The organism is Methanocella sp. MCL-LM (genome assembly GCF_049676595.1).
GTDB lineage: Archaea > Halobacteriota > Methanocellia > Methanocellales > Methanocellaceae > Methanocella_A.
In genome coordinates, this window is the sequence record NZ_CP187259.1 from 1,755,408 (window position 1) to 1,772,109 (window position 16,702).

Annotated in this window: 17 protein-coding genes; 6 read left to right on the forward strand and 11 right to left on the reverse strand. The window is 55.3% G+C overall.

All coding sequences use genetic code 11. From position 1 onward, the window contains the following. Window positions 1-95 precede the first annotated feature (95 nt). Window positions 96-1,133: a tetratricopeptide repeat protein gene (locus tag ACPLPM_RS08940; protein WP_424359958.1), complete on the forward strand. Its 1,038-nt coding sequence runs from the start codon at window positions 96-98 to the stop codon at window positions 1,131-1,133. A gap of 290 nt (window positions 1,134-1,423) precedes the next feature. Here ACPLPM_RS08940 and ACPLPM_RS08945 read toward each other — a convergent pair whose 3' ends face one another. Both ACPLPM_RS08945 and mscL read right to left on the reverse strand, forming a co-directional pair. Next, window positions 1,424-2,524 (reverse strand): tetratricopeptide repeat protein, encoded by a 1,101-nt coding sequence (locus tag ACPLPM_RS08945; protein WP_424359898.1) that lies wholly within the window; start codon window positions 2,522-2,524, stop codon window positions 1,424-1,426. Window positions 2,525-2,580: 56 nt separating this feature from the next. Next, on the reverse strand, window positions 2,581-2,892 hold the full coding sequence (gene mscL / locus ACPLPM_RS08950; protein WP_424359899.1) for a large conductance mechanosensitive channel protein MscL: 312 nt from the start codon (window positions 2,890-2,892) through the stop codon (window positions 2,581-2,583). A 255-nt stretch (window positions 2,893-3,147) separates the two neighbouring features. Here mscL and ACPLPM_RS08955 point away from each other — a divergent pair, with 255 nt between their 5' ends. Together ACPLPM_RS08955 and ACPLPM_RS08960 are read left to right on the forward strand one after the other, a co-directional pair. After that, window positions 3,148-3,525 carry a 30S ribosomal protein S8e gene (locus ACPLPM_RS08955; RefSeq protein ID WP_424359900.1) on the forward strand — a complete coding sequence of 126 codons (378 nt, stop codon included), beginning with the start codon at window positions 3,148-3,150 and terminating at the stop codon, window positions 3,523-3,525. Between the two features lie 157 nt (window positions 3,526-3,682). After that, complete coding sequence (locus ACPLPM_RS08960) at window positions 3,683-5,932, forward strand: winged helix-turn-helix transcriptional regulator (RefSeq protein WP_424359959.1); 2,250 nt, start codon at window positions 3,683-3,685, stop codon at window positions 5,930-5,932. A gap of 4 nt (window positions 5,933-5,936) precedes the next feature. Here the strand turns inward: ACPLPM_RS08960 and artA are convergent, their stop codons facing one another. The 4 genes from artA to ACPLPM_RS08980 all read right to left on the reverse strand — a co-directional run bounded on the left by artA (window position 5,937) and on the right by ACPLPM_RS08980 (window position 9,758). After that, window positions 5,937-6,827 (reverse strand): archaeosortase A, encoded by an 891-nt coding sequence (gene artA, locus ACPLPM_RS08965; RefSeq protein WP_424359901.1) that lies wholly within the window; start codon window positions 6,825-6,827, stop codon window positions 5,937-5,939. A 55-nt stretch (window positions 6,828-6,882) separates the two neighbouring features. Continuing rightward, entirely contained in the window at window positions 6,883-7,521 is a 639-nt protein-coding gene (gene thiE / locus ACPLPM_RS08970; RefSeq protein ID WP_424359902.1) for a thiamine phosphate synthase, read from the reverse strand. Continuing rightward, a complete protein-coding gene (gene thiM / locus ACPLPM_RS08975; RefSeq protein WP_424359903.1) occupies window positions 7,521-8,321 on the reverse strand; it encodes a hydroxyethylthiazole kinase in 801 nt (266 codons plus the stop codon). Before thiM ends, thiE begins: the two co-directional genes overlap by 1 nt. An 87-nt stretch (window positions 8,322-8,408) precedes the next feature. Further along, window positions 8,409-9,758 (reverse strand): glycerate kinase type-2 family protein, encoded by a 1,350-nt coding sequence (locus ACPLPM_RS08980; protein ID WP_424359904.1) that lies wholly within the window; start codon window positions 9,756-9,758, stop codon window positions 8,409-8,411. Between the two features lie 84 nt (window positions 9,759-9,842). Here ACPLPM_RS08980 and ACPLPM_RS08985 point away from each other — a divergent pair, with 84 nt between their 5' ends. After that, entirely contained in the window at window positions 9,843-11,141 is a 1,299-nt protein-coding gene (locus ACPLPM_RS08985) for an alkaline phosphatase family protein (protein ID WP_424359905.1), read from the forward strand. A gap of 27 nt (window positions 11,142-11,168) precedes the next feature. Here the strand turns inward: ACPLPM_RS08985 and ACPLPM_RS08990 are convergent, their stop codons facing one another. The 3 genes from ACPLPM_RS08990 to ACPLPM_RS09000 all read right to left on the reverse strand — a co-directional run bounded on the left by ACPLPM_RS08990 (window position 11,169) and on the right by ACPLPM_RS09000 (window position 13,627). Next, entirely contained in the window at window positions 11,169-11,999 is an 831-nt protein-coding gene (locus ACPLPM_RS08990; protein ID WP_424359906.1) for a 2-amino-3,7-dideoxy-D-threo-hept-6-ulosonate synthase, read from the reverse strand. Window positions 12,000-12,502: 503 nt separating this feature from the next. Continuing rightward, window positions 12,503-12,790, reverse strand: a complete 288-nt coding sequence (hisE, locus tag ACPLPM_RS08995; protein WP_424359907.1) for a phosphoribosyl-ATP diphosphatase — start codon at window positions 12,788-12,790, stop codon at window positions 12,503-12,505. 3 nt (window positions 12,791-12,793) lie between these two features. Then, window positions 12,794-13,627, reverse strand: coding sequence for a CBS domain-containing ParB/RepB/Spo0J family partition protein (locus ACPLPM_RS09000; RefSeq protein ID WP_424359908.1), 834 nt, complete (start codon window positions 13,625-13,627; stop codon window positions 12,794-12,796). A 209-nt stretch (window positions 13,628-13,836) separates the two neighbouring features. Here ACPLPM_RS09000 and ACPLPM_RS09005 point away from each other — a divergent pair, with 209 nt between their 5' ends. After that, window positions 13,837-14,100 (forward strand): YhbY family RNA-binding protein, encoded by a 264-nt coding sequence (locus ACPLPM_RS09005; protein ID WP_424359909.1) that lies wholly within the window; start codon window positions 13,837-13,839, stop codon window positions 14,098-14,100. 20 nt (window positions 14,101-14,120) lie between these two features. Here ACPLPM_RS09005 and ACPLPM_RS09010 read toward each other — a convergent pair whose 3' ends face one another. After that, window positions 14,121-14,744: a cyclase family protein gene (locus ACPLPM_RS09010; protein ID WP_424359910.1), complete on the reverse strand. Its 624-nt coding sequence runs from the start codon at window positions 14,742-14,744 to the stop codon at window positions 14,121-14,123. Continuing rightward, the gene (locus tag ACPLPM_RS09015) at window positions 14,741-15,682 is read right to left on the reverse strand and encodes a carbohydrate kinase family protein (RefSeq protein WP_424359911.1); all 942 of its coding nucleotides are present in this window, start codon (window positions 15,680-15,682) and stop codon (window positions 14,741-14,743) included. The genes ACPLPM_RS09010 and ACPLPM_RS09015 overlap by 4 nt, the downstream gene beginning before the upstream one ends. A gap of 213 nt (window positions 15,683-15,895) precedes the next feature. Here ACPLPM_RS09015 and ACPLPM_RS09020 point away from each other — a divergent pair, with 213 nt between their 5' ends. Then, complete coding sequence (locus tag ACPLPM_RS09020) at window positions 15,896-16,513, forward strand: hypothetical protein (RefSeq protein WP_424359912.1); 618 nt, start codon at window positions 15,896-15,898, stop codon at window positions 16,511-16,513. Window positions 16,514-16,702 lie beyond the last annotated feature (189 nt).

Consider the following 16,702-nt stretch of genomic DNA (forward strand, 5'->3'; position numbering starts at 1 on the left):
GACTATAAGTAAGCCAGTCTTTGGTCTTTTTACCGCTACCCGGCTCGCGAAGCTATATTAATTCATGCGCTTATTCTATAACGACTGTGATTACCATGGGCTACGACATCGATCTCGAGATAGGCAGCTATGAGCAGGCCGTTAAAAGCAGGCCGGAAAGCGCGGACGCCAGGCGTGCCCTCGGGCTCGCGTACGGCATCAAAGGCCGGTACTCCGATGCGGTACGGGAGCTGGAAGAAGCAGTCCGGCTGAAACCCGATAACGCTGAAATACACTACAGCCTCGGTATTGCATACGATGCCCTCGGCGAAACGAAAAAGGCCGCGCAGGAGTTCCGGAAGGCAGTCGAGCTCAAAGGGGACTACGTCGAGGCGAGGCTGAGCCTGGCCATCACCCTCAACGAGCTCGGGCTGGTCGACGATGCACTACCCGTGTTCAAAGAGCTGGTCCGGCAAGCTCCCAACCTGCCGGAAGCCCGGGTCGGCTTTGCCATATCCTTGATGGCCGCCGGGTATCTCGACGACGCAATAGAGATGCTGCAAGAAGCGGTCAGGCTTAATCCCGGCTACTTCGACGCCTACATGCTCCTGGCCGGCGCATATGCCGACAAGGGCGACCTGCTGGAAGCGGAAAAAGCCTATAAGCACGCAGCCAGGGCCAGCCCCGACAGCCCCGACGCGTATTATAACCTGGCCGTCACGCAGTCGGAAAGAAACCTGCTGACCGAAGCCATCCAGAACTACCGCATAGCGATCAAGCTCAGCCCGGAATTTCTGGAAGCGCATTATAACCTGGGCCTGCTGCTGGACGAAAAAGGCCTCGTAGACGAAGCGATGAGAGAATACCAGGCCACCCTGAACATAGATCCCGACTTCCCCGATGCCTACAACCGCCTCGGCTGGGACTATGCCCGGATGGGAGACCCGGCGAAAGCCCGGCTCTTCTACGAGAAAGCCATCTCCCTCGACGAGCAGTTCATCATGCCCCGCCTCAACCTCGGGAACCTGTTCCTCGAAGAGAAAAAGTACAGCGATGCAATCCGGGAATATGAAGCCGTGCTGAAGATCGACCCGGAAAATGGGGAGGCCAAGAACGGGCATGCGACAGCCAAGTTCAAGCAGGGTACAATATAACTAGGAAAGTACGGGCTGGAAAACCAGCCTAATCTTTTAAGTCCGGTGAACGAATACGATCGCTGCGCTGTGCCTGGATCACAGATTGAAACAGATTACACCGATTTCACAGATACTGCATGAGAAGAAAGAAAAGGGGTTATGTGTATTTGATCTTTTATTCGATAGCCATCTGTGCAATCTGTGACATCTGTCGTAATCTGTGATCCTGGCACAGCGCAGCGATCGTATTGCTATCTCACGTCACCCGGACAATCAGTTAAGCACAGCGCAGCGATCGTATTGCATTCTCACTCCCTCTTCTCAGCTGCTTCAATCGCTGTCTTCAATGACGGGTCGAGCTTCGCCGCCTTTTCGAAGTTCTTCTTCGCATCCTTCTCGAACCCGAGCTTAGTGAACGCCTTGCCGAGCTCGAGATAAGCTATAGCGCTGTCGGGCCGGGCCTCCGCTGCGGCAGCCAGCTCTCTGATCGCCTCTTCATATCGCCCGAGTGTCATGTGGACTCTGCCCAGGCTCAGGTTAGCCTCGTACATGCCGGGCTGGATGTTCAGCGCCTCCCGGTATTCCTTGACCGCTTCGCCCATCAGGCCTTTCTGCTCGTAGACCAGGGCTAGCTTCATGTGCGGCTCTTCCAGGTACGGGTTCAGGCGAATCGCTTCCCTGTACTCGAATGCAGCTTCGTACAGCTTGCCGTCGGTGAACAGGTTATTACCCATCGCCAGGTGGGGGTCGGGAAATTCAGGGTCCAGCCGGATGGCCTCTGCAAACTCCGTGTTGGCGGAGTCCAGATCGCCTTTCATGCTCAAAGCTAAGCCAAGGTCGAAGTGGCAGACCGCACTCTGGGGCTGTTCGGCGACAGCACGCCTGAATGCAGCCACGGCATCGTCGAGGTTGCCAAGGAGGCCGTACGTCCTGCCCAGAGCTGTATACGCATCTGCGTAGGAGGGCTTAAGCCCGACCGTGGTTTTCAGCTCGGCGATCGCCTCCTCGTCCCGGTTCAGGCGGAGGTAGGTCAGCCCGAGGCGGTAGTGGGCGAGGTACTGTCCCGGGTCCAGCTCCAGGGATCGCTTCAACTCCACCAGGGCTTCATCCAGCCTGCCGAGGCAGAAGTACAGATTGCCCAGGTCACTATGGGCGCCGGGGTGGTTTTCATCGATCCTCAGGGTTTCCTTGAAACTTTTCTCCCCTTCCTCGAAATTTCCCGTAGCGCACTGTAAGCAGGCGAGGCCGTAGTACGCGCTCGTACAGTCCGGCTTTAGCTTGAGGGCTTTTCTGAAATACTCCGCGGCAGCCTCGTACTGACCGCTCATAGCGTGGACATTGCCTGTGGATACGAGCCCTTCAGGGCTGTTTTTATCCTCGATCTGTTTCTTGTTATAGTCCCTGAGCATGAGTAAGAGATAGTCTTTCGAGACTATGTACTTTAAGGTAAAAAAGAGTGAACCGGTCACTTCTTAGTAACCTTGGTTTCCTTGAGAACGAGCTTCGCCATCATAAATACGACGAACGCGATGATCAGGAAATTGATTGTGTTGCTGAGGAAAGAGCCGTACTTTAGGGCGACAGGCCCGACAGTCGCAGTTGCGTTTTGCCAGTTAGTGCCAGCGGTGGCCATCACCGGAGTTATGCAGGGCATGATAATATCGTTCACCAGCGACTGCACCAGCGTGGTGACAGCCACACCCATGATGAAGGCGACAGCCAGCCCGACTACTTTATATTCCTGAAGAAATTCCCTGAATTCCTGAATAATACCCATTATATCACCTGTAATCGTCATAGGATCACAAGAATGATAAACTTTTAGTGACCTGCCTGTTGATAGCATTGCCGGGAGTAAGTACTGGTAAATAGCCTGACAGCCCGGCCCGGCCACCCAATATCTATTTATACATCTTTCATATATTAGACGGATAGACTTTAACGGAATACCACCCGAAAAAGCCTAAATTATATATGCAATGAGCGCGTTTCTAAGGTGGTACTCTCATTACAAATCACCGAGGTTAACATTATGAAGTATCAGGGCAAATCCATCAGAAAGGCAACCGGCGGCAGGCTCAGGCTCAACCGCAGCAAGAGAAAGTTCGAGCTCGGCAGGGACTTCACCATGCCGGTCATCGGTGCCCAGAAGCTTAAGGTCATCAACGTAACTGGCAACGGCAGCAAGGTCAGGGTACTTAAGGACGACATCGTCAACGTCACCGACCCGAAGTCTGGCAAGACTCAGAAGGTCAAGATGACCACCGTGACCGAGAACCCGGCCAATAAGAACTACGTGCGCAGGAACTACCTGACCAAGGGCGCAGTTGTCACCACCGAGCTTGGCAAGGCCAAGATCACCAACCGCCCGGGACAGGACGGCTGCATCAACGCAGTCTTAGTAGCTTAAATTTTTCAGGCGGCGGATTGCTGCCTGACATACTTCCTTTTCTACAAAGAGTTCTCTACCATGCGATAGCTGTCGCCCTTTCTCGAGCGCTCCAGTTTAACAAATTGGGAGAGAACCTATATTTAAGCAAACGGTACCAGATAGTACTGTGAGGCAGATGAAAAGCGGCGATACGTTCGGCGCAGTAGTTTTAACAGGCATTGTAATCCTGGCAGCCTGGCTCTTCGTGATCGTAGCCAGCGAACCGCGGGCCGAGTGGCAGGTTCCCGGGGGAGAGCAGATCTGTGAGGCCACTGTGAGCGACGACGGGACCATGATGCTGTTGACTGGCGATCCTATGGGCGGCAGTAGTCATATGCTGTTCTCGCTGACGGGCTCCGGCGTAGAAAAGTGGGCTGTCGATATCCCCGGTCTCTCTGGCGTCCCCTATGGCACCAACTTCATCCGGGGCCGAATTCTCGCAGTGGACGACGGTGTGACCTACCTCTTTGTCAGCGGGGTAGTTTCCAGTGAGAATCCAGTCTACACCCACGAATACAGTGCCCTATATGCAATTTCAGCGGTCGGGAAAGTCCTCTGGCAGATGCCGTTCGATCAATCCGGGGACCTATCTATGGTTTCCCTTCACGTGATCCACGGCAGGCTATATCTTTACGATGGCTGTAACGAGTATGTCCTGAGTAGGTCCGGTGAACAGATCTGGTCGACGAAATACACAGAGGCGCAGCCAGCGATCAGCCCGGATGGCTACGTGTACAACGCAATCAGCCTGTACACCTCTAACTCTGCCACTGATACTCTTGTCACAGCCTACTATCCGAATGGCACCGTATTCTGGAAAACCGAGGTCGATGGCTACTTCCTGAATATCTACTGCATAGATCCAGTTGAATACAGTTTACGCGGCGTCCAACTCCAGGGCCTGTACACGCCTGAACAGCTCCTGCCTCTTTACTACGATCAGCGGCTATACCTGACGCTATCGGATAGAGTTACGGCTCTCGACACCAACGGTACTGTCCTCTGGTCAGTCCCTCTGGACAACCCGTATGGTAACAAGCTGTACCTTCCGTTCTGGCCGGCGCCCTTTGACTCAGCCGGGAACCTGTACGTGAAGCTGTGTAATACCTCTTACCGACCGGCTCCAGATTTATTCATCATATCCCCGGAGGGCAATGTCTCGATCAGGGCTTATGATTATACCCGGACTTACCTGGCTGCCAGTGATGGGCTGGTCTACTCTATACTCTGCAGTGATACCACTCAGTCTTTAGAGGGACCATTATCCGGACAAGCGGAAGGCGGTTCAACTCCCCAGGGCATCTGGTGGGGCGGTGGGATAGCCCAGAGAGCAAATCGCCTGGAAACTCTCTCACCTGAAACGATCACACTTGCAGAGATGGCCACAGGCCGGCAGATCTGGAGCTTCACTCCGCCCATAGGGGATGTGAAGAGCGTCACGCTCAACGCTTCCAATGTCGGGAGGTACTTCGGGCCGGTAGAAGCGTCCAGCGTCAGGTGGGCCAATATCGATAACACCTTGCCGGGAAAAGAGGGCTACGAGTACCTTGATAAAACCGTGCCGGTTAACATCAGCAAAACCTACATCCAGGTTATGCCTTCTGGCGATCTGACCTACGTCAGCCTGTACTGCTATAACACTCAGTACCCGGCGACCTTCGATCGGACCAAAGTCTACTACTTCAGCGCCCTCTATGCTCTGGATAATAGCGGTGGTCTCCTCTGGACAAAACAGACCGATTACGGCGCGGATCTGCTGGCGGCCAACAACTCGACCATTTTTTATTCCACCAGGGATGGCCGGGTCCACTCAGCGACGCTGTTTCTGGCGAGTGGCATCACAATCGCTGCCATCCTCTGCGTCATGTTCAAGTTTTTCTCCGCGGGCGTGGTATCCAGGGCCCGGGGCCGGCTGGAGCAAAATGAGAACAGAAAGGCAGTCATGCAGTTCGTCGCCGGCCATCCCGGATCGACCCAGCGAGAGATCGCCAGGGGAACGGCAATGAACCTCGGCACGATCAGGTACCACATGCTGATCCTGAGTCTCAACCACAAAGTGGTGAGCTTCCAGTCCGATGGCAAACACGTTCGGTACTTCCAGAACTCCAATACCTACTGCCGGGAAGAGCAGCTGGTGATCTCGCTGGTGAAACGGGATAACCTTCGAGAGCTGCTGGCCACGATTGCGGAGCAGCCGGGCATGTCTAACCGGGAGCTCGCGCACGCACTGGGCATGCAGGAGAGCGCTGTCAGCCGGTACATGAAAGAGTTGACCGACCGGGGCATCGTAGACCGCCTGGAAGCGCCGGGTAGTAGTCTCACCTACTCCATCAACGGCAGGCTGGCCGCTAGCGTAGATCGGGCCATAAAACGTGAAAAAAGCTGAATGCTTAAGCCTTTTTAATCGGCTTCACCGGAGCTAGTACCGGCACATTTTCTCCACGTAGCATCTTCTTAATGTTCTCAGCCTTGAGCAGGCTGAGCACGTCCCTCAGGTAGTCGAGCAGCTCCGGCATCATCGAGAGCACTGCGTAGGAGATGACGACTAAAGCGATGAGCGAGCCGAGCTCTGCCAGCACGTTGTGTGCCCAGAAGAAGCTGGTAAACTCCGCGGGCTTGCCTGACCACTGCATGACGGTCTCGGGCATGATCTGGAACCACTGGTTGCCGAACGAGGCTACGACGAACACGTCCCTGATCAGGTTTAAGATGTAGATGACCGGCACGGATACCAGGAAGGCCTTGAGCATGCGCTCTGGCTCCACCTTCATACAGAAGACCACGCCGATAAAGATCGCTATGCTCTGGATAGCCGTGCAGGCGAGGATGATCTGGACTACCTGCCCGTTGAGGTAGATCAGGTCCAGCCCCTGCCTTACTGCCGGGTAGCCCAGCGCTGTCAGCGATGCCATCGTCAGGCTGGTCGTGACTCCGATCAGCCAGTTGCTCAGCCACGGCAGGAACGCGAACGGGGCGTAAAACACGCAGCTGATCGCCACGCTGCGGGTGATTACCATGAGCGATTCACGCTGGAACTTAATCATGATGAACGCGGCGTAAAGCGTCAGAGGCACGGATAACAGGCAGAGTACTGTATACAGGATGTTTGCTTCTTCAAAGTAGAAGTAAGGCGTCGACAGGCCCCACCGCAGGCCGAACAGCACCCAGCCTACAGCCGCTATATAGTAGCCGTTTTTCTTTGGGATGATCGCTCCCAGTACTATGATCAGGAACGAGATCCACATTAATACGTCGAGTGCGTCCATGCCGAAGAGTTGCATATAACATCCACCTGTAGCTGGTAAGCATAAGGCACATGCGGATATATCCTTTTCGTTATTGGCGGCCCGATAGCCGGTACTGGGTGATGATGGCTTTCAGGTTCCGGGCAGCAGCCGTAACATCGGCCTGGCTGATTACTGCAGAGATAACTGCGAGCCCGTCTGCGCCTGCTGCAAGAACGTCCGGCGCGTTTGCCGCATTGATGCCGCCTATAGCCACGACCGGGATCGATACTCGCCGCTTCACTTCCCGCAGCAGGTCAAGCCCACAGACCGGCCCTGCATCGTCTTTTGAGCACGTAGTGAAGACCGGGCCGAAGCCTATATATTCGGCTCCGTCCTGCTCTGCAGTCAACGCTTCTTCCAGGGTGCCTGCAGAAACACCGATGATGAAGCCTTTCGGGGCCACTTTTCGCGCGAACTTCAAAGGCATGTCGCCCTGGCCGATGTGGACGCCGTCTGCCTGGCATTGCAGGGCGACGTCAAGCCGGTCGTTGACTATGAACATGACGCCGGCCTTTTTACAGTCTTCCCTCATCTCCATAGCACAGCGCAGGAGATAGTCACAGTCACACTTTTTATCCCTCAGCTGGATGACGTCGGCACCTCCGGCTATTGCCTGCCGGGCCTGCTCGCAGTGAGTCAGGCCTCTGGATAATCCTTCGTCGGTCACCACGTAGAGATCGTACTGCATCAGGCAAACCTAACCTTTATGCCTCTGCTGACTTCGTCGGCGGTCAGCCTGTAAGTCTCATCCAGCAGCGCTATCTTGAAAGATGCCGGTCCTTCGCAGCGTTTTGCAGCTTTCTCTCCGGCGACGCCGAAAGCGGCCAGCGCTGCAGCGGTCGAGGCTACGTGGTCCTTCGAGGCGGCGGCGAACGCTCCGGAGATGGACGACGCCATGCAGCCGGTGCCTGAAAGCTTACCCATCATCTCGTGGCCGTTATCCACAAAGATCACGCGCTTGCCGTCGGTGACGATGTCCGTGGCGCCGCTGACCGCCACGACGATGCCGAGCTTCTCGGCCAGGCCTCTGGCGATCTCTGCCGGGTCGCCGCTGACTCCTGCGGAGTCGACGCCCCTTACTTTGCCTTCGGCGCCGGCCAGGGTGGCGATCTCGCCTGCATTGCCTTTGAGCACGGAGATGTGCAGCTTGTGAAGCAGCAGCTTGGCGGTCTCGGTTCGGAGCCTGGTTGCACCGGCGCCGACCGGGTCGAGGATGATGGGCACGTCCAGGTCATTAGCCCTGTGGCCGGCTGCCATCATCGAGTCCACCTGCTTGTGGTCCAGAGTGCCGATGTTCAGCACGAGGGCGCCTGCCATCGCTACCATCTCGGCCACCTCGTCGTGGGCGTGAGCCATTACCGGCGCTGCCCCAATACATAACGTTACGTTAGCGCAGTCGTTGACGGTAACGTAGTTCGTGATGTGGTGCACGAGCGGTCGCTTTGCCCTGACGTCGGTCAGGATGCCGGAAAGGCTTCTCGCATCCATGAAAAATACTCCTTGTATTCTGTGGATAGCGGCTGAAAATAAATAGGTTTTCTACAAGGGCTTAAACTGAAAAGGCTATTGACCTGGCTAGTATGTAAGAACGACGCGTAAGTCGCTGACATTAGTCCCCGTGGGGCCGGTGAAGAGAAGATCGCCTAGCGCCTTGAAGAAATCGTAGGAAGCGTTGGTGTCGAGGGCTTTCTGGATCGATAGCCCAAGCGAGGCAGCCCGGGGGAGCGTAGTCTCGTCCGCAATGGCACCGCAGGCATCAGTTGCGCCGTCGATGCCGTCAGTATCAGTCGAAATGATCGTCATCCCCGGCCGGTAGTCGCGCAGTACTCCTAATACAAACTCCTGGTTGCGCCCTCCCTTGCCAGGCCCCCGGACCGTGACAGTAGTTTCCCCGCCGGAAATGATCGCGGCAGGCGCAGGTACCGGATTGCCTGTGGACAGGCATTCTTTGGCGATGCCGGCATGGACCAGTCCTACTTCCCTGCTCTCGCCCTTGAGGTGCGACCCGAGGATGAGCGGCGTGTACCCCAGCCTTTGCGCCTCCGCTGCTGCGGCTTTCAGCGCTACCATATTGCCTGCGATGACTACGTTGTACACTCTCTCGAAAACCGGATCGCCCGCCTTGAGAGTTTCGGGTACATCGCCCCGCAGCCCTGCTTCGAGGTGCCGGAGGATGTCGGGCGGAGCCTGATCTACGAGCTTATACTTTTCAAGGATTCCCAGTGCGTCAGCGTAGGTTGTATTGTCAGGCGCCGTCGGCCCGGACGCGATCGACCCGGGATCGTCCCCGACAACGTCCGATACGATCAGGCTGAGCACAGTAGCGCCGTTCACGTACCGGAGGAACTGCCCACCCTTAATACATGAACAGTGCTTGCGGACGCAGTTGATCTCGGCTATCGTCGCCCCGCTCTTGAGGAGCCGGTCCGTCAGCCTGACTTTATCCTCCAGGGATACTCCGGGGGTCGGACAGGGAAGCAATGCAGAGCCACCGCCGGAAATGAGAAAAATGACCAGATCGTCCTTTCCGGCCTTGCCAAGCATGTCGAGCATCTCGGTGACTCCGCGCAGGCCATCCTCTGTCGGGAGCGGGTGCCCGGCCTGGTTGACTTTAATCTTCCTCGCGGTCGATCTGGTGCCGTATCTGTCGTTGACCACTCCGCCGCTGACGCGGTCTCCCAGAAGCCTCTCGAGCTCTGCCGCCATCGTGGCTGCCGCTTTGCCTCCGCCAGCGACATAGATGTGCCGGTAGGCCTGCAAATCGTATGCTTTACCCTGCACTGTAAGCGTGTTTCCATCCAGCCTTACGGCATTTCTCACGACGTTTTCCGGCAGTACGGCCGAAATGCCGGCCCTGGCAATAGCGATAGCATGAGCTCTGCGATCGTTCCCCCGGATGAGGCTGTCAGCACCCTGTATCTCCATCACAGGTATATTATACGGCAGCGGATATAAATTTCACTGACTCGAGAGATAAGACTAAATATCAAATTATTGTAAATTAGTAGTATGCGGCGTATTTTCATTCTCCTTATCATCCTGCTCCTCGGATCTCTGCCGTGCCTCAGCACGGCCGAAAAGAACGCCGTGCTGGTCATTGTCGACGGCATGGGTGCCTCCTACGTATATCCTGAGCTCTCTCCGAGGTGCGGGGATGGCACGCCGCTGGAGGGCGTGAAGCTTGCTGTTCTTGACAGAGCCAGCGCCCGGTATACCCTTAAAGCACCTGTGCCGAAAACCGAGTATGGCCATGCAGTGCTGGCTACGGGCTATTCCGGGGCCGAAGACGAAACCCTGACCTTCTACGAAGCGACGATCTTCGACTCGCTGCGGGGACAGGGATACCTTTGTATCGGGGTGATGGAGACCGGCGACACCGCCTACCTGCTGGGAGAACTGGATGCAGTCGTCCGAGATGGCAATAACTCGGTTTCAGCACCCAGTTTTAAGTTGATCATGAACGACGACCAGGTACCCGCCGGAGTTCGGGATATCCTCGCAGAGAATCACCTCTCCGGCCCGTCTCCGGGAAAGGATAAAATCGCTGCCTATCAGCGATACGATAACTGGTCCCTCGAGAAAGCGATCAGGCTGGTCAAGTTCCTGGAGCATTCCGGCACCGGGCAGCCCTACTTTATCACTGTCAACGTGGCGGGCACCGACTATGCCGGGCACGAAAACGGTTACGACGCTTACAATGCAGCTATTTCCGGGCTGGAGCCGGGGCTGGAAGAGCTAATCGACGTATGTAGCGAGTCCGGCACTGTCGTACTGATCACCGCTGATCATGGCATGAGTTTTAAATCCGCTTCTTCAAGGGGCGCTCATTCGTCTGCGGACGCTGCAGTAAGGAGTGAAAGCGTGCTGATACCGTTGTTGATCTTCACAGATGAGCCGGCTCGGGGCAGTAGTGAAATCTACGGCCAGGAGTGCGTTGCCCCGACACTTCTGTCTCTCATGGGGTGTCAGCAAGGCATGACCATGTGCGACGGCGAGGCGCTGCCCTGGAATGATCGGCCGGTGCTCCAGCTTGAGTCTATGGGGCCGGTTAATGCTACAGTATCCGGGCCGGGCTTCGTAAAAACAGCTTTCGTTAACGGGACTTTGAGGATGGGTGGGCTGGAGAAGGGGAAATACCGTATTGAGTCTGCGGGGCATATACGGGAGGTGTTTTTGACGCACGATACAGTTGTGCGGCTTGCCGCCTCTTCTCCAGGACAATCAGAACTGCCTGCCTTTGCCATGTTTCTGGCTGCGGGTGGCCTGGCAGCTGCGGGTATTGTCGTTGCCATGTTCAGGCAGCGGTAGCACCGTTCGGCCTTCTGGCAACGGTGATCAGCGGTCAGCAGTGGTTGCTGCGGCATGCCTGATGATAGCTGTCTCGATCTCTCCCCGGAGGATGTCGGCAGCTTCCTTTACCGTCGCCCTCTCCACGATGATGGCCCTGAGGGCAGCCGTCATCAGGTCAGGCCGCCTGTGCTGGAAGATGTTCCGCCCGAGAGATATTCCGATGCAGCCTGCTGTCATGGCGTCCTCGACCATCTGTAGTACATCCATATCGCTGTCGCACCGGGGGCCTCCGGCTATTACCACCGGCACCGGGCAGGCCGCAGTGACCAGGCTCATGGATCGGATGTCTCCGGTATACGGGCACTTCACCAGGTCGGCACCGAGCTCGCCACCGATCCTCGCGGCGTGGGCGACCTCGATAGGAGAGCCTGTAACGCCCTTGCCTCTCGGGTAGGTCATGGCCAGCAGGGGCATACCCTTCTCATCGCAGAGATCTGCGATCTCTCCGAGGTCGCCCAGCATGTCGTGCTCCGAAGCACACCCGCCCACATTTACGTGAACGGACACTGCGTCGGCACCGAGGCGGATCGCGTTGTCCACGCAGGAAACGAGCACTTTCTTGTTCTTGTCCTCTGCGTACCTGGTGCCGCCTGAAATGTGCATGATGGTGCCGCATTTAGGCGGCGTGCTGAGCGACTTAATGAGCCCTTTATGCAGTAGTACTGCACTGGCACCGCCATTCTCGACCAGAGCGATCGTCCTGTTCATGTCTACCAGGCCTTCGATGGCTCCTTCGCTCACGCCATGGTCCATCGGTACGATGACCGCTTTGCCTGATTCCAGTATTCTATTCATCCTGATTGTCTTGCCATCCATGTGAAACACCCTTGTTCACGACATGGCCGGCGCTGACTATCACAAAACACGCAAACGATGCTTGCTTGGCGAGAGTTAGCGCAGGCAGCATCGTTAGTTAAACCAGAAGCCAAAGCTAAAGCTAAGCTCAAACTGAACAGCATTGTTGAGCCGATAGCTTATGGCCTCCATCATCATTGAAAGTTAGAAGGTTTTAGAATATATTAAAGATTGTGCCGCTCTTGTACATACATGCACGTAGTTGTACTATCATCTGAAAAAAGTGTCTAAGTGTATAGATCAAATACGAACGCTGCGCTGTGCCAGAAACACAGATTACGACAGATACCACAGATTGCACAGATACGACAATATAAGAAAGAAGAGAACTACCTTTCTCCTTTTTATCCAGTTGCCATCTGTGAAATCCGTGTAATCCGTCGTAATCTGTGATCCTGTATACAAGGGACTGCTTCCAGTCGGTCACAGCGCAGCGATCGTCTTGCCTGGTCGCCGATCTTACCCTACTTTCTGCGTCGCTCGAACTCTCCCTTGATCTTCTCGAAGGGAATGTCCTTAGCTGCTAGCAGGACCATGGCGTGGAAGAACAGGTCGGCGCACTCGCCGATGATCTCCTTTTCTCCACCGTTCTTGGCAGCGATAATCAGCTCGGTGGATTCCTCACCTATCTTCTCCAGCACCTTGTCGATACCCTTGCGGTGATTGTATAAAGAGGTTGTATAAGACCCTTCCTGGGGGTTTACCTTACGATCCGCTATGACCGCGTATACTTCGTCCAGCACGTCTGCCATCTTTTACTCGCTCTCCGCGCTCTTGCGCTCTATCTCTTCGAGGCTTTTGCGGTCTCTCATCATCAGCCTTTCGGTGATCTCGATCAGCGGGTGCTTTTCGAAGTCCATGACGACGATGTCATCCACCGTACGTAAGCCCGATTCCCGGGCGGTCTTCTCCATGCCCAGCTTGATATCCTTGGGGATTTCCAGGATATATGCGTCGATCTTTTCGATGCCCAGGCGCTTGGCTGCGACGACTCTGTGGTGGCCGTCTGCCAGCATCCACCTGTCAGGCTTGTGAATCACAATGATGGGCTCTGCCAGGCCCTTTCTCAGCTCGTAGATGCGGCCTTCGAGCTCGTCTGCGAAAATTTTGGACTGGGTGGGCACAAGCTCCGTAATGTTCACGTCGCCTCTCGTGACTGTTATTTCGATGTTATGTACCGTCTCGAGGGTCTTTTTGAGCTTCCAGACCTTCTGCGGGTCGGCCCTCTCGATCTGCGACCTGATGACGTCGGAGTTGGTGATGATGCCAACTAGCCTGCCTGTATCGTCCACGACTGGCAGCTTACTGACTCCCAGCCTGAAAATGACTCTGGCTACCTCGTTGATCTCCATCTGCGGGTGAGCCACGATGATATTCCGGCTCATGACCGATTTCACCTGCTCGTCAGACTCGCACAAAAGCATGTCCAGCGAAGAGATGTAGCCTTCGACTTTACCGTCGCTGGTCACGGGAAAACCGTCGTGGCCTGTCTGCCGGGTGAGTTTGATTACATCCATCACAGTATCTTCCGGAGATACAGTGATCACCTTGCCAGTCATGTAATCGCCGACTCGGAGCTTATCCTTCATGAATAACCAGTACCATATTGTATCTTATATGAGATAATCTTATTGACCGGAGAACGCGGCAGGGAAGAGCCCGAGGCTGGAAATATCTATCGGCTGGCAAGCGCTGGCAAGATGCCGTCCTTATCCCGGGTCCGCTTTCTTCGTCACTCTGTGCCATCAGGCACCGTAAATGCTATTAGCCTGCCGTAGTATCTTGTGTATGATAGAGAATGGACACGAAGAAGATATTAGAGCTGCGGGGCATGGCTGCCCGCATGGAAGCTGCCACTCACATCGGCAAGAACGGAGTGACCCCGTCCCTCATAGAAGAGCTCAGCCGGCAGCTGAAAGATAACAAGCTGGTCAAAGTCAAGGTCCTCAAGAGCGCCTTCGAAGAGATGCCCAAAGATGAAATCGCAAAGCTTCTGGCCGAAAAGACCGGGTCTGAGCTGATCGAGGTCAAGGGCAATACGATAGTGCTGTTCAAGCGCTAATAAAATATTTAATAACTTTTTTACTCTTTAACCAGTATAGCCCTGGCCGGCGAGCCGTCGCCATCCTTGATCTTTAGAGGCAGGCAAGCGAAGGTATACTTTCCGGGCTCGATTCCGGTGAGATCCACGCCTTCTATCACAGTGACGCCTGCGCCCAGCAATTTTTTGTGCACCGCTTCGGCGCCTTTGAAGCTGCCGATGGACAGGTAATCGATAGCGATCGTCTTGATGCCGTTCTGCACAACCCAGTCTGCCCCGCTCTCGTTCAGGTAAGCAAAGTCGCTGCGGAACCCGGTGTACTGCCAGAGCTGAGAATTTCTGGTCTTGAACAGCAGCATCTTCTCTCCGTGGCTCGCTTTTTCCAGGTCCCCTGCCGATATTTCGTTCTCGACACCGGTCAGATCGAGCACCTCTGCCTTGCCGTACAGGTGATCCAGCGGTATCTTATCGATCGGAAGCCCGTTTTCTATGAAATGCAGCGGTGGATCGACATGGGTTCCCGTGTGGGAGCCCATGCATAAAAAGGAGACGTTGGCAGCGTCTTTGGGCATGTTCAGGATCCGCTTGATGTCCGGGGCAGGATCCCCCGGAAAGAAGGGCATGCCGTTGTGCAGGCTGACGGATATGTCGAAGATCTTCATCATAGGCCTTTATGGCCGTTGTCCTCAAGAAACTTATTCACGTTCTGCCGGGTCGGGTACTTCGTCCAGCCCACTCCGCCTACCTTTAAGCCTGCCGTAGCCGCCCCGATTCGGGCGCAGTCTTTCAGGCTCCGCCCATAGGAGTAGGCGCTGATAAAGCCTGCGTTGAACGTGTCGCCCGCGCCTGTGGTGTCGACCACCGGGACTTTGAACGATGGTATGAACTCTGCATAGCTGCCGCTGGCCACGTAGCAGCCGTCTTTGCCCATCTTGATCGCCGCAACCTCGACGCCCATGTCCAGGAAGATCTTGGCGGCGTCCTCCGGTGAGAGTTTGTCGTTGCCGAGGATTTTTCTCGACTCGTCGATGTTCGGTAAAAAGACGTCTACCTTGGGGAGTATGTCAAAGATCGGATCGACTGTCTCTTTCGTGAAGCCTCTCGGGTCCCAGCCGGTGTCGAAAGAGACTTTAATGCCTGCCCCGTGGAGCAGGTCGATCATGTGTGCGTAGTCGTACCTCAGGCCGTCCAGCAGGAAGTAAGAAGGAAGATGCACGATGTCCGCTTCGATGTTGGCCAGATCTATGTCGCCGATGTTGTAGCTGGCGTTCTCGCCCCGGAAAGTCACGAACGACCGCTCGATTCCCTGGACCAGCGCAACCGTAACGCCCGTCTTTTTCTCCGTCAGGCGGACGTTTTTGGTGTTCACCTTGTTATCGTCCAGCTCTACCAGTACGTAGGTGCCAAAAACATCGTCGCCTACTTTGCCGAACAGCTGGATGTCCATCCCCAGCCTGGCGCACTGCAGAGCGAAGTTAGCCGAGCAGCCTCCGCCGTGCACCTGGAAGTCCTTCGTGATGACCTGCTTCCCGAGATCGGGCATCTTGTCTATGCGGGCTATGAGGTCCACGTTCACGTCGCCGATAGTCGCTATCTTGGGCATTGCCACACCTGTTTAATATATATCGATATCTGATAAATCTAACCGCCGCCATCCACAGAGGCGACGTCAGGCTACATGATTTTGTATCGCTGAAATACCTGTGCATGCCGGCCATGCGGCCAGAGTTTTGCGGGCACGAATGCCATACCCCATCTTCTGGTTGCCGATTGCCTAATATAGGATTAGCGCTCATGTTGTAGCCGAGGTAATGGTATGGACGTGAGGTTCATTGAAGTCGTCGTCATCGGTTTCATCGGCATTCTGATGATCTACCTGACCAAGTACGTGATCAAGGGCAAAACCAGCACCGCGCTACGGCTGTGGTTTGTCTCGTTTTGTATGTATGTTGTCTACTACTGGCTTGCCGGCGGTATCTACATCATCTCCGAGGTGGAGGTTATATTCTACGCGCTACTGTGGTCGATTCCGGCTATACTGAGCTACTGGGTAGTGGGAAAGATGGCGGAAAAAGAAGGCGCGATGCCCTTCTTCAGGTGGTGGACTCCTTTCCTCATAGCCATCGTCTTCGCGCTCATTATCGACAGCGTGGCAGGAGTGGCCGGATGGTATACGTATAACCTGACCACGATGAGCACCGGGACCTTCGTCAGCCCGATCGGCGGCCTTACCATACCCGCATTACTGGTCTTCATGCTCGGCCTGATGATGGTGGGCGTCATCTTCCTCAGCGAAATCGTCTTCTACTGGCTCAAGAAAAAATACGGCGGCACCACGGCCACCTACATCCTCATCGGCCTGTCCTTCGTCGCCGGCGGCCTCGTCTGGCTCCTCACCCAGGGCTTCGTCGAAGCGGTGAAGATGCTCTCCTAAACTCTTTTTTCTTTTTCCTTCCAACAACAGAAAAACATGTTATCGACTACGGCTATTTTGCAATAGCGCAGGAAACGATGGTATGAAGAATTTCCTAACCACGGCGGCACGGCGACACGGAGACAATTGGTCTCAGTACGATCGAAAAAATTATTGAACCACGGCGGCACGGCGACACGGAGACCGTGG

Coding starts and splice junctions, on each gene's coding strand:
- ACPLPM_RS08955 (WP_424359900.1), top strand. CDS start 3,148: ATGAAGTATCAGGGCAAATCCATCAGAAAGGCAACCGGCGGCAGGCTC.
- ACPLPM_RS09015 (WP_424359911.1), bottom strand. CDS start 15,682: ATGCCCAAGATAGCGACTATCGGCGACGTGAACGTGGACCTCATAGCC.
- artA (WP_424359901.1), bottom strand. CDS start 6,827: ATGCAACTCTTCGGCATGGACGCACTCGACGTATTAATGTGGATCTCG.
- ACPLPM_RS08985 (WP_424359905.1), top strand. CDS start 9,843: ATGCGGCGTATTTTCATTCTCCTTATCATCCTGCTCCTCGGATCTCTG.
- thiM (WP_424359903.1), bottom strand. CDS start 8,321: ATGGATGCGAGAAGCCTTTCCGGCATCCTGACCGACGTCAGGGCAAAG.
- thiE (WP_424359902.1), bottom strand. CDS start 7,521: ATGCAGTACGATCTCTACGTGGTGACCGACGAAGGATTATCCAGAGGC.
- ACPLPM_RS08960 (WP_424359959.1), top strand. CDS start 3,683: ATGAAAAGCGGCGATACGTTCGGCGCAGTAGTTTTAACAGGCATTGTA.
- mscL (WP_424359899.1), bottom strand. CDS start 2,892: ATGGGTATTATTCAGGAATTCAGGGAATTTCTTCAGGAATATAAAGTA.
- ACPLPM_RS08945 (WP_424359898.1), bottom strand. CDS start 2,524: ATGCTCAGGGACTATAACAAGAAACAGATCGAGGATAAAAACAGCCCT.
- ACPLPM_RS09000 (WP_424359908.1), bottom strand. CDS start 13,627: ATGAAGGATAAGCTCCGAGTCGGCGATTACATGACTGGCAAGGTGATC.
- ACPLPM_RS08940 (WP_424359958.1), top strand. CDS start 96: ATGGGCTACGACATCGATCTCGAGATAGGCAGCTATGAGCAGGCCGTT.
- ACPLPM_RS08990 (WP_424359906.1), bottom strand. CDS start 11,999: ATGGATGGCAAGACAATCAGGATGAATAGAATACTGGAATCAGGCAAA.
- ACPLPM_RS09010 (WP_424359910.1), bottom strand. CDS start 14,744: ATGATGAAGATCTTCGACATATCCGTCAGCCTGCACAACGGCATGCCC.
- hisE (WP_424359907.1), bottom strand. CDS start 12,790: ATGGCAGACGTGCTGGACGAAGTATACGCGGTCATAGCGGATCGTAAG.
- ACPLPM_RS09005 (WP_424359909.1), top strand. CDS start 13,837: ATGGACACGAAGAAGATATTAGAGCTGCGGGGCATGGCTGCCCGCATG.
- ACPLPM_RS09020 (WP_424359912.1), top strand. CDS start 15,896: ATGGACGTGAGGTTCATTGAAGTCGTCGTCATCGGTTTCATCGGCATT.
- ACPLPM_RS08980 (WP_424359904.1), bottom strand. CDS start 9,758: ATGGAGATACAGGGTGCTGACAGCCTCATCCGGGGGAACGATCGCAGA.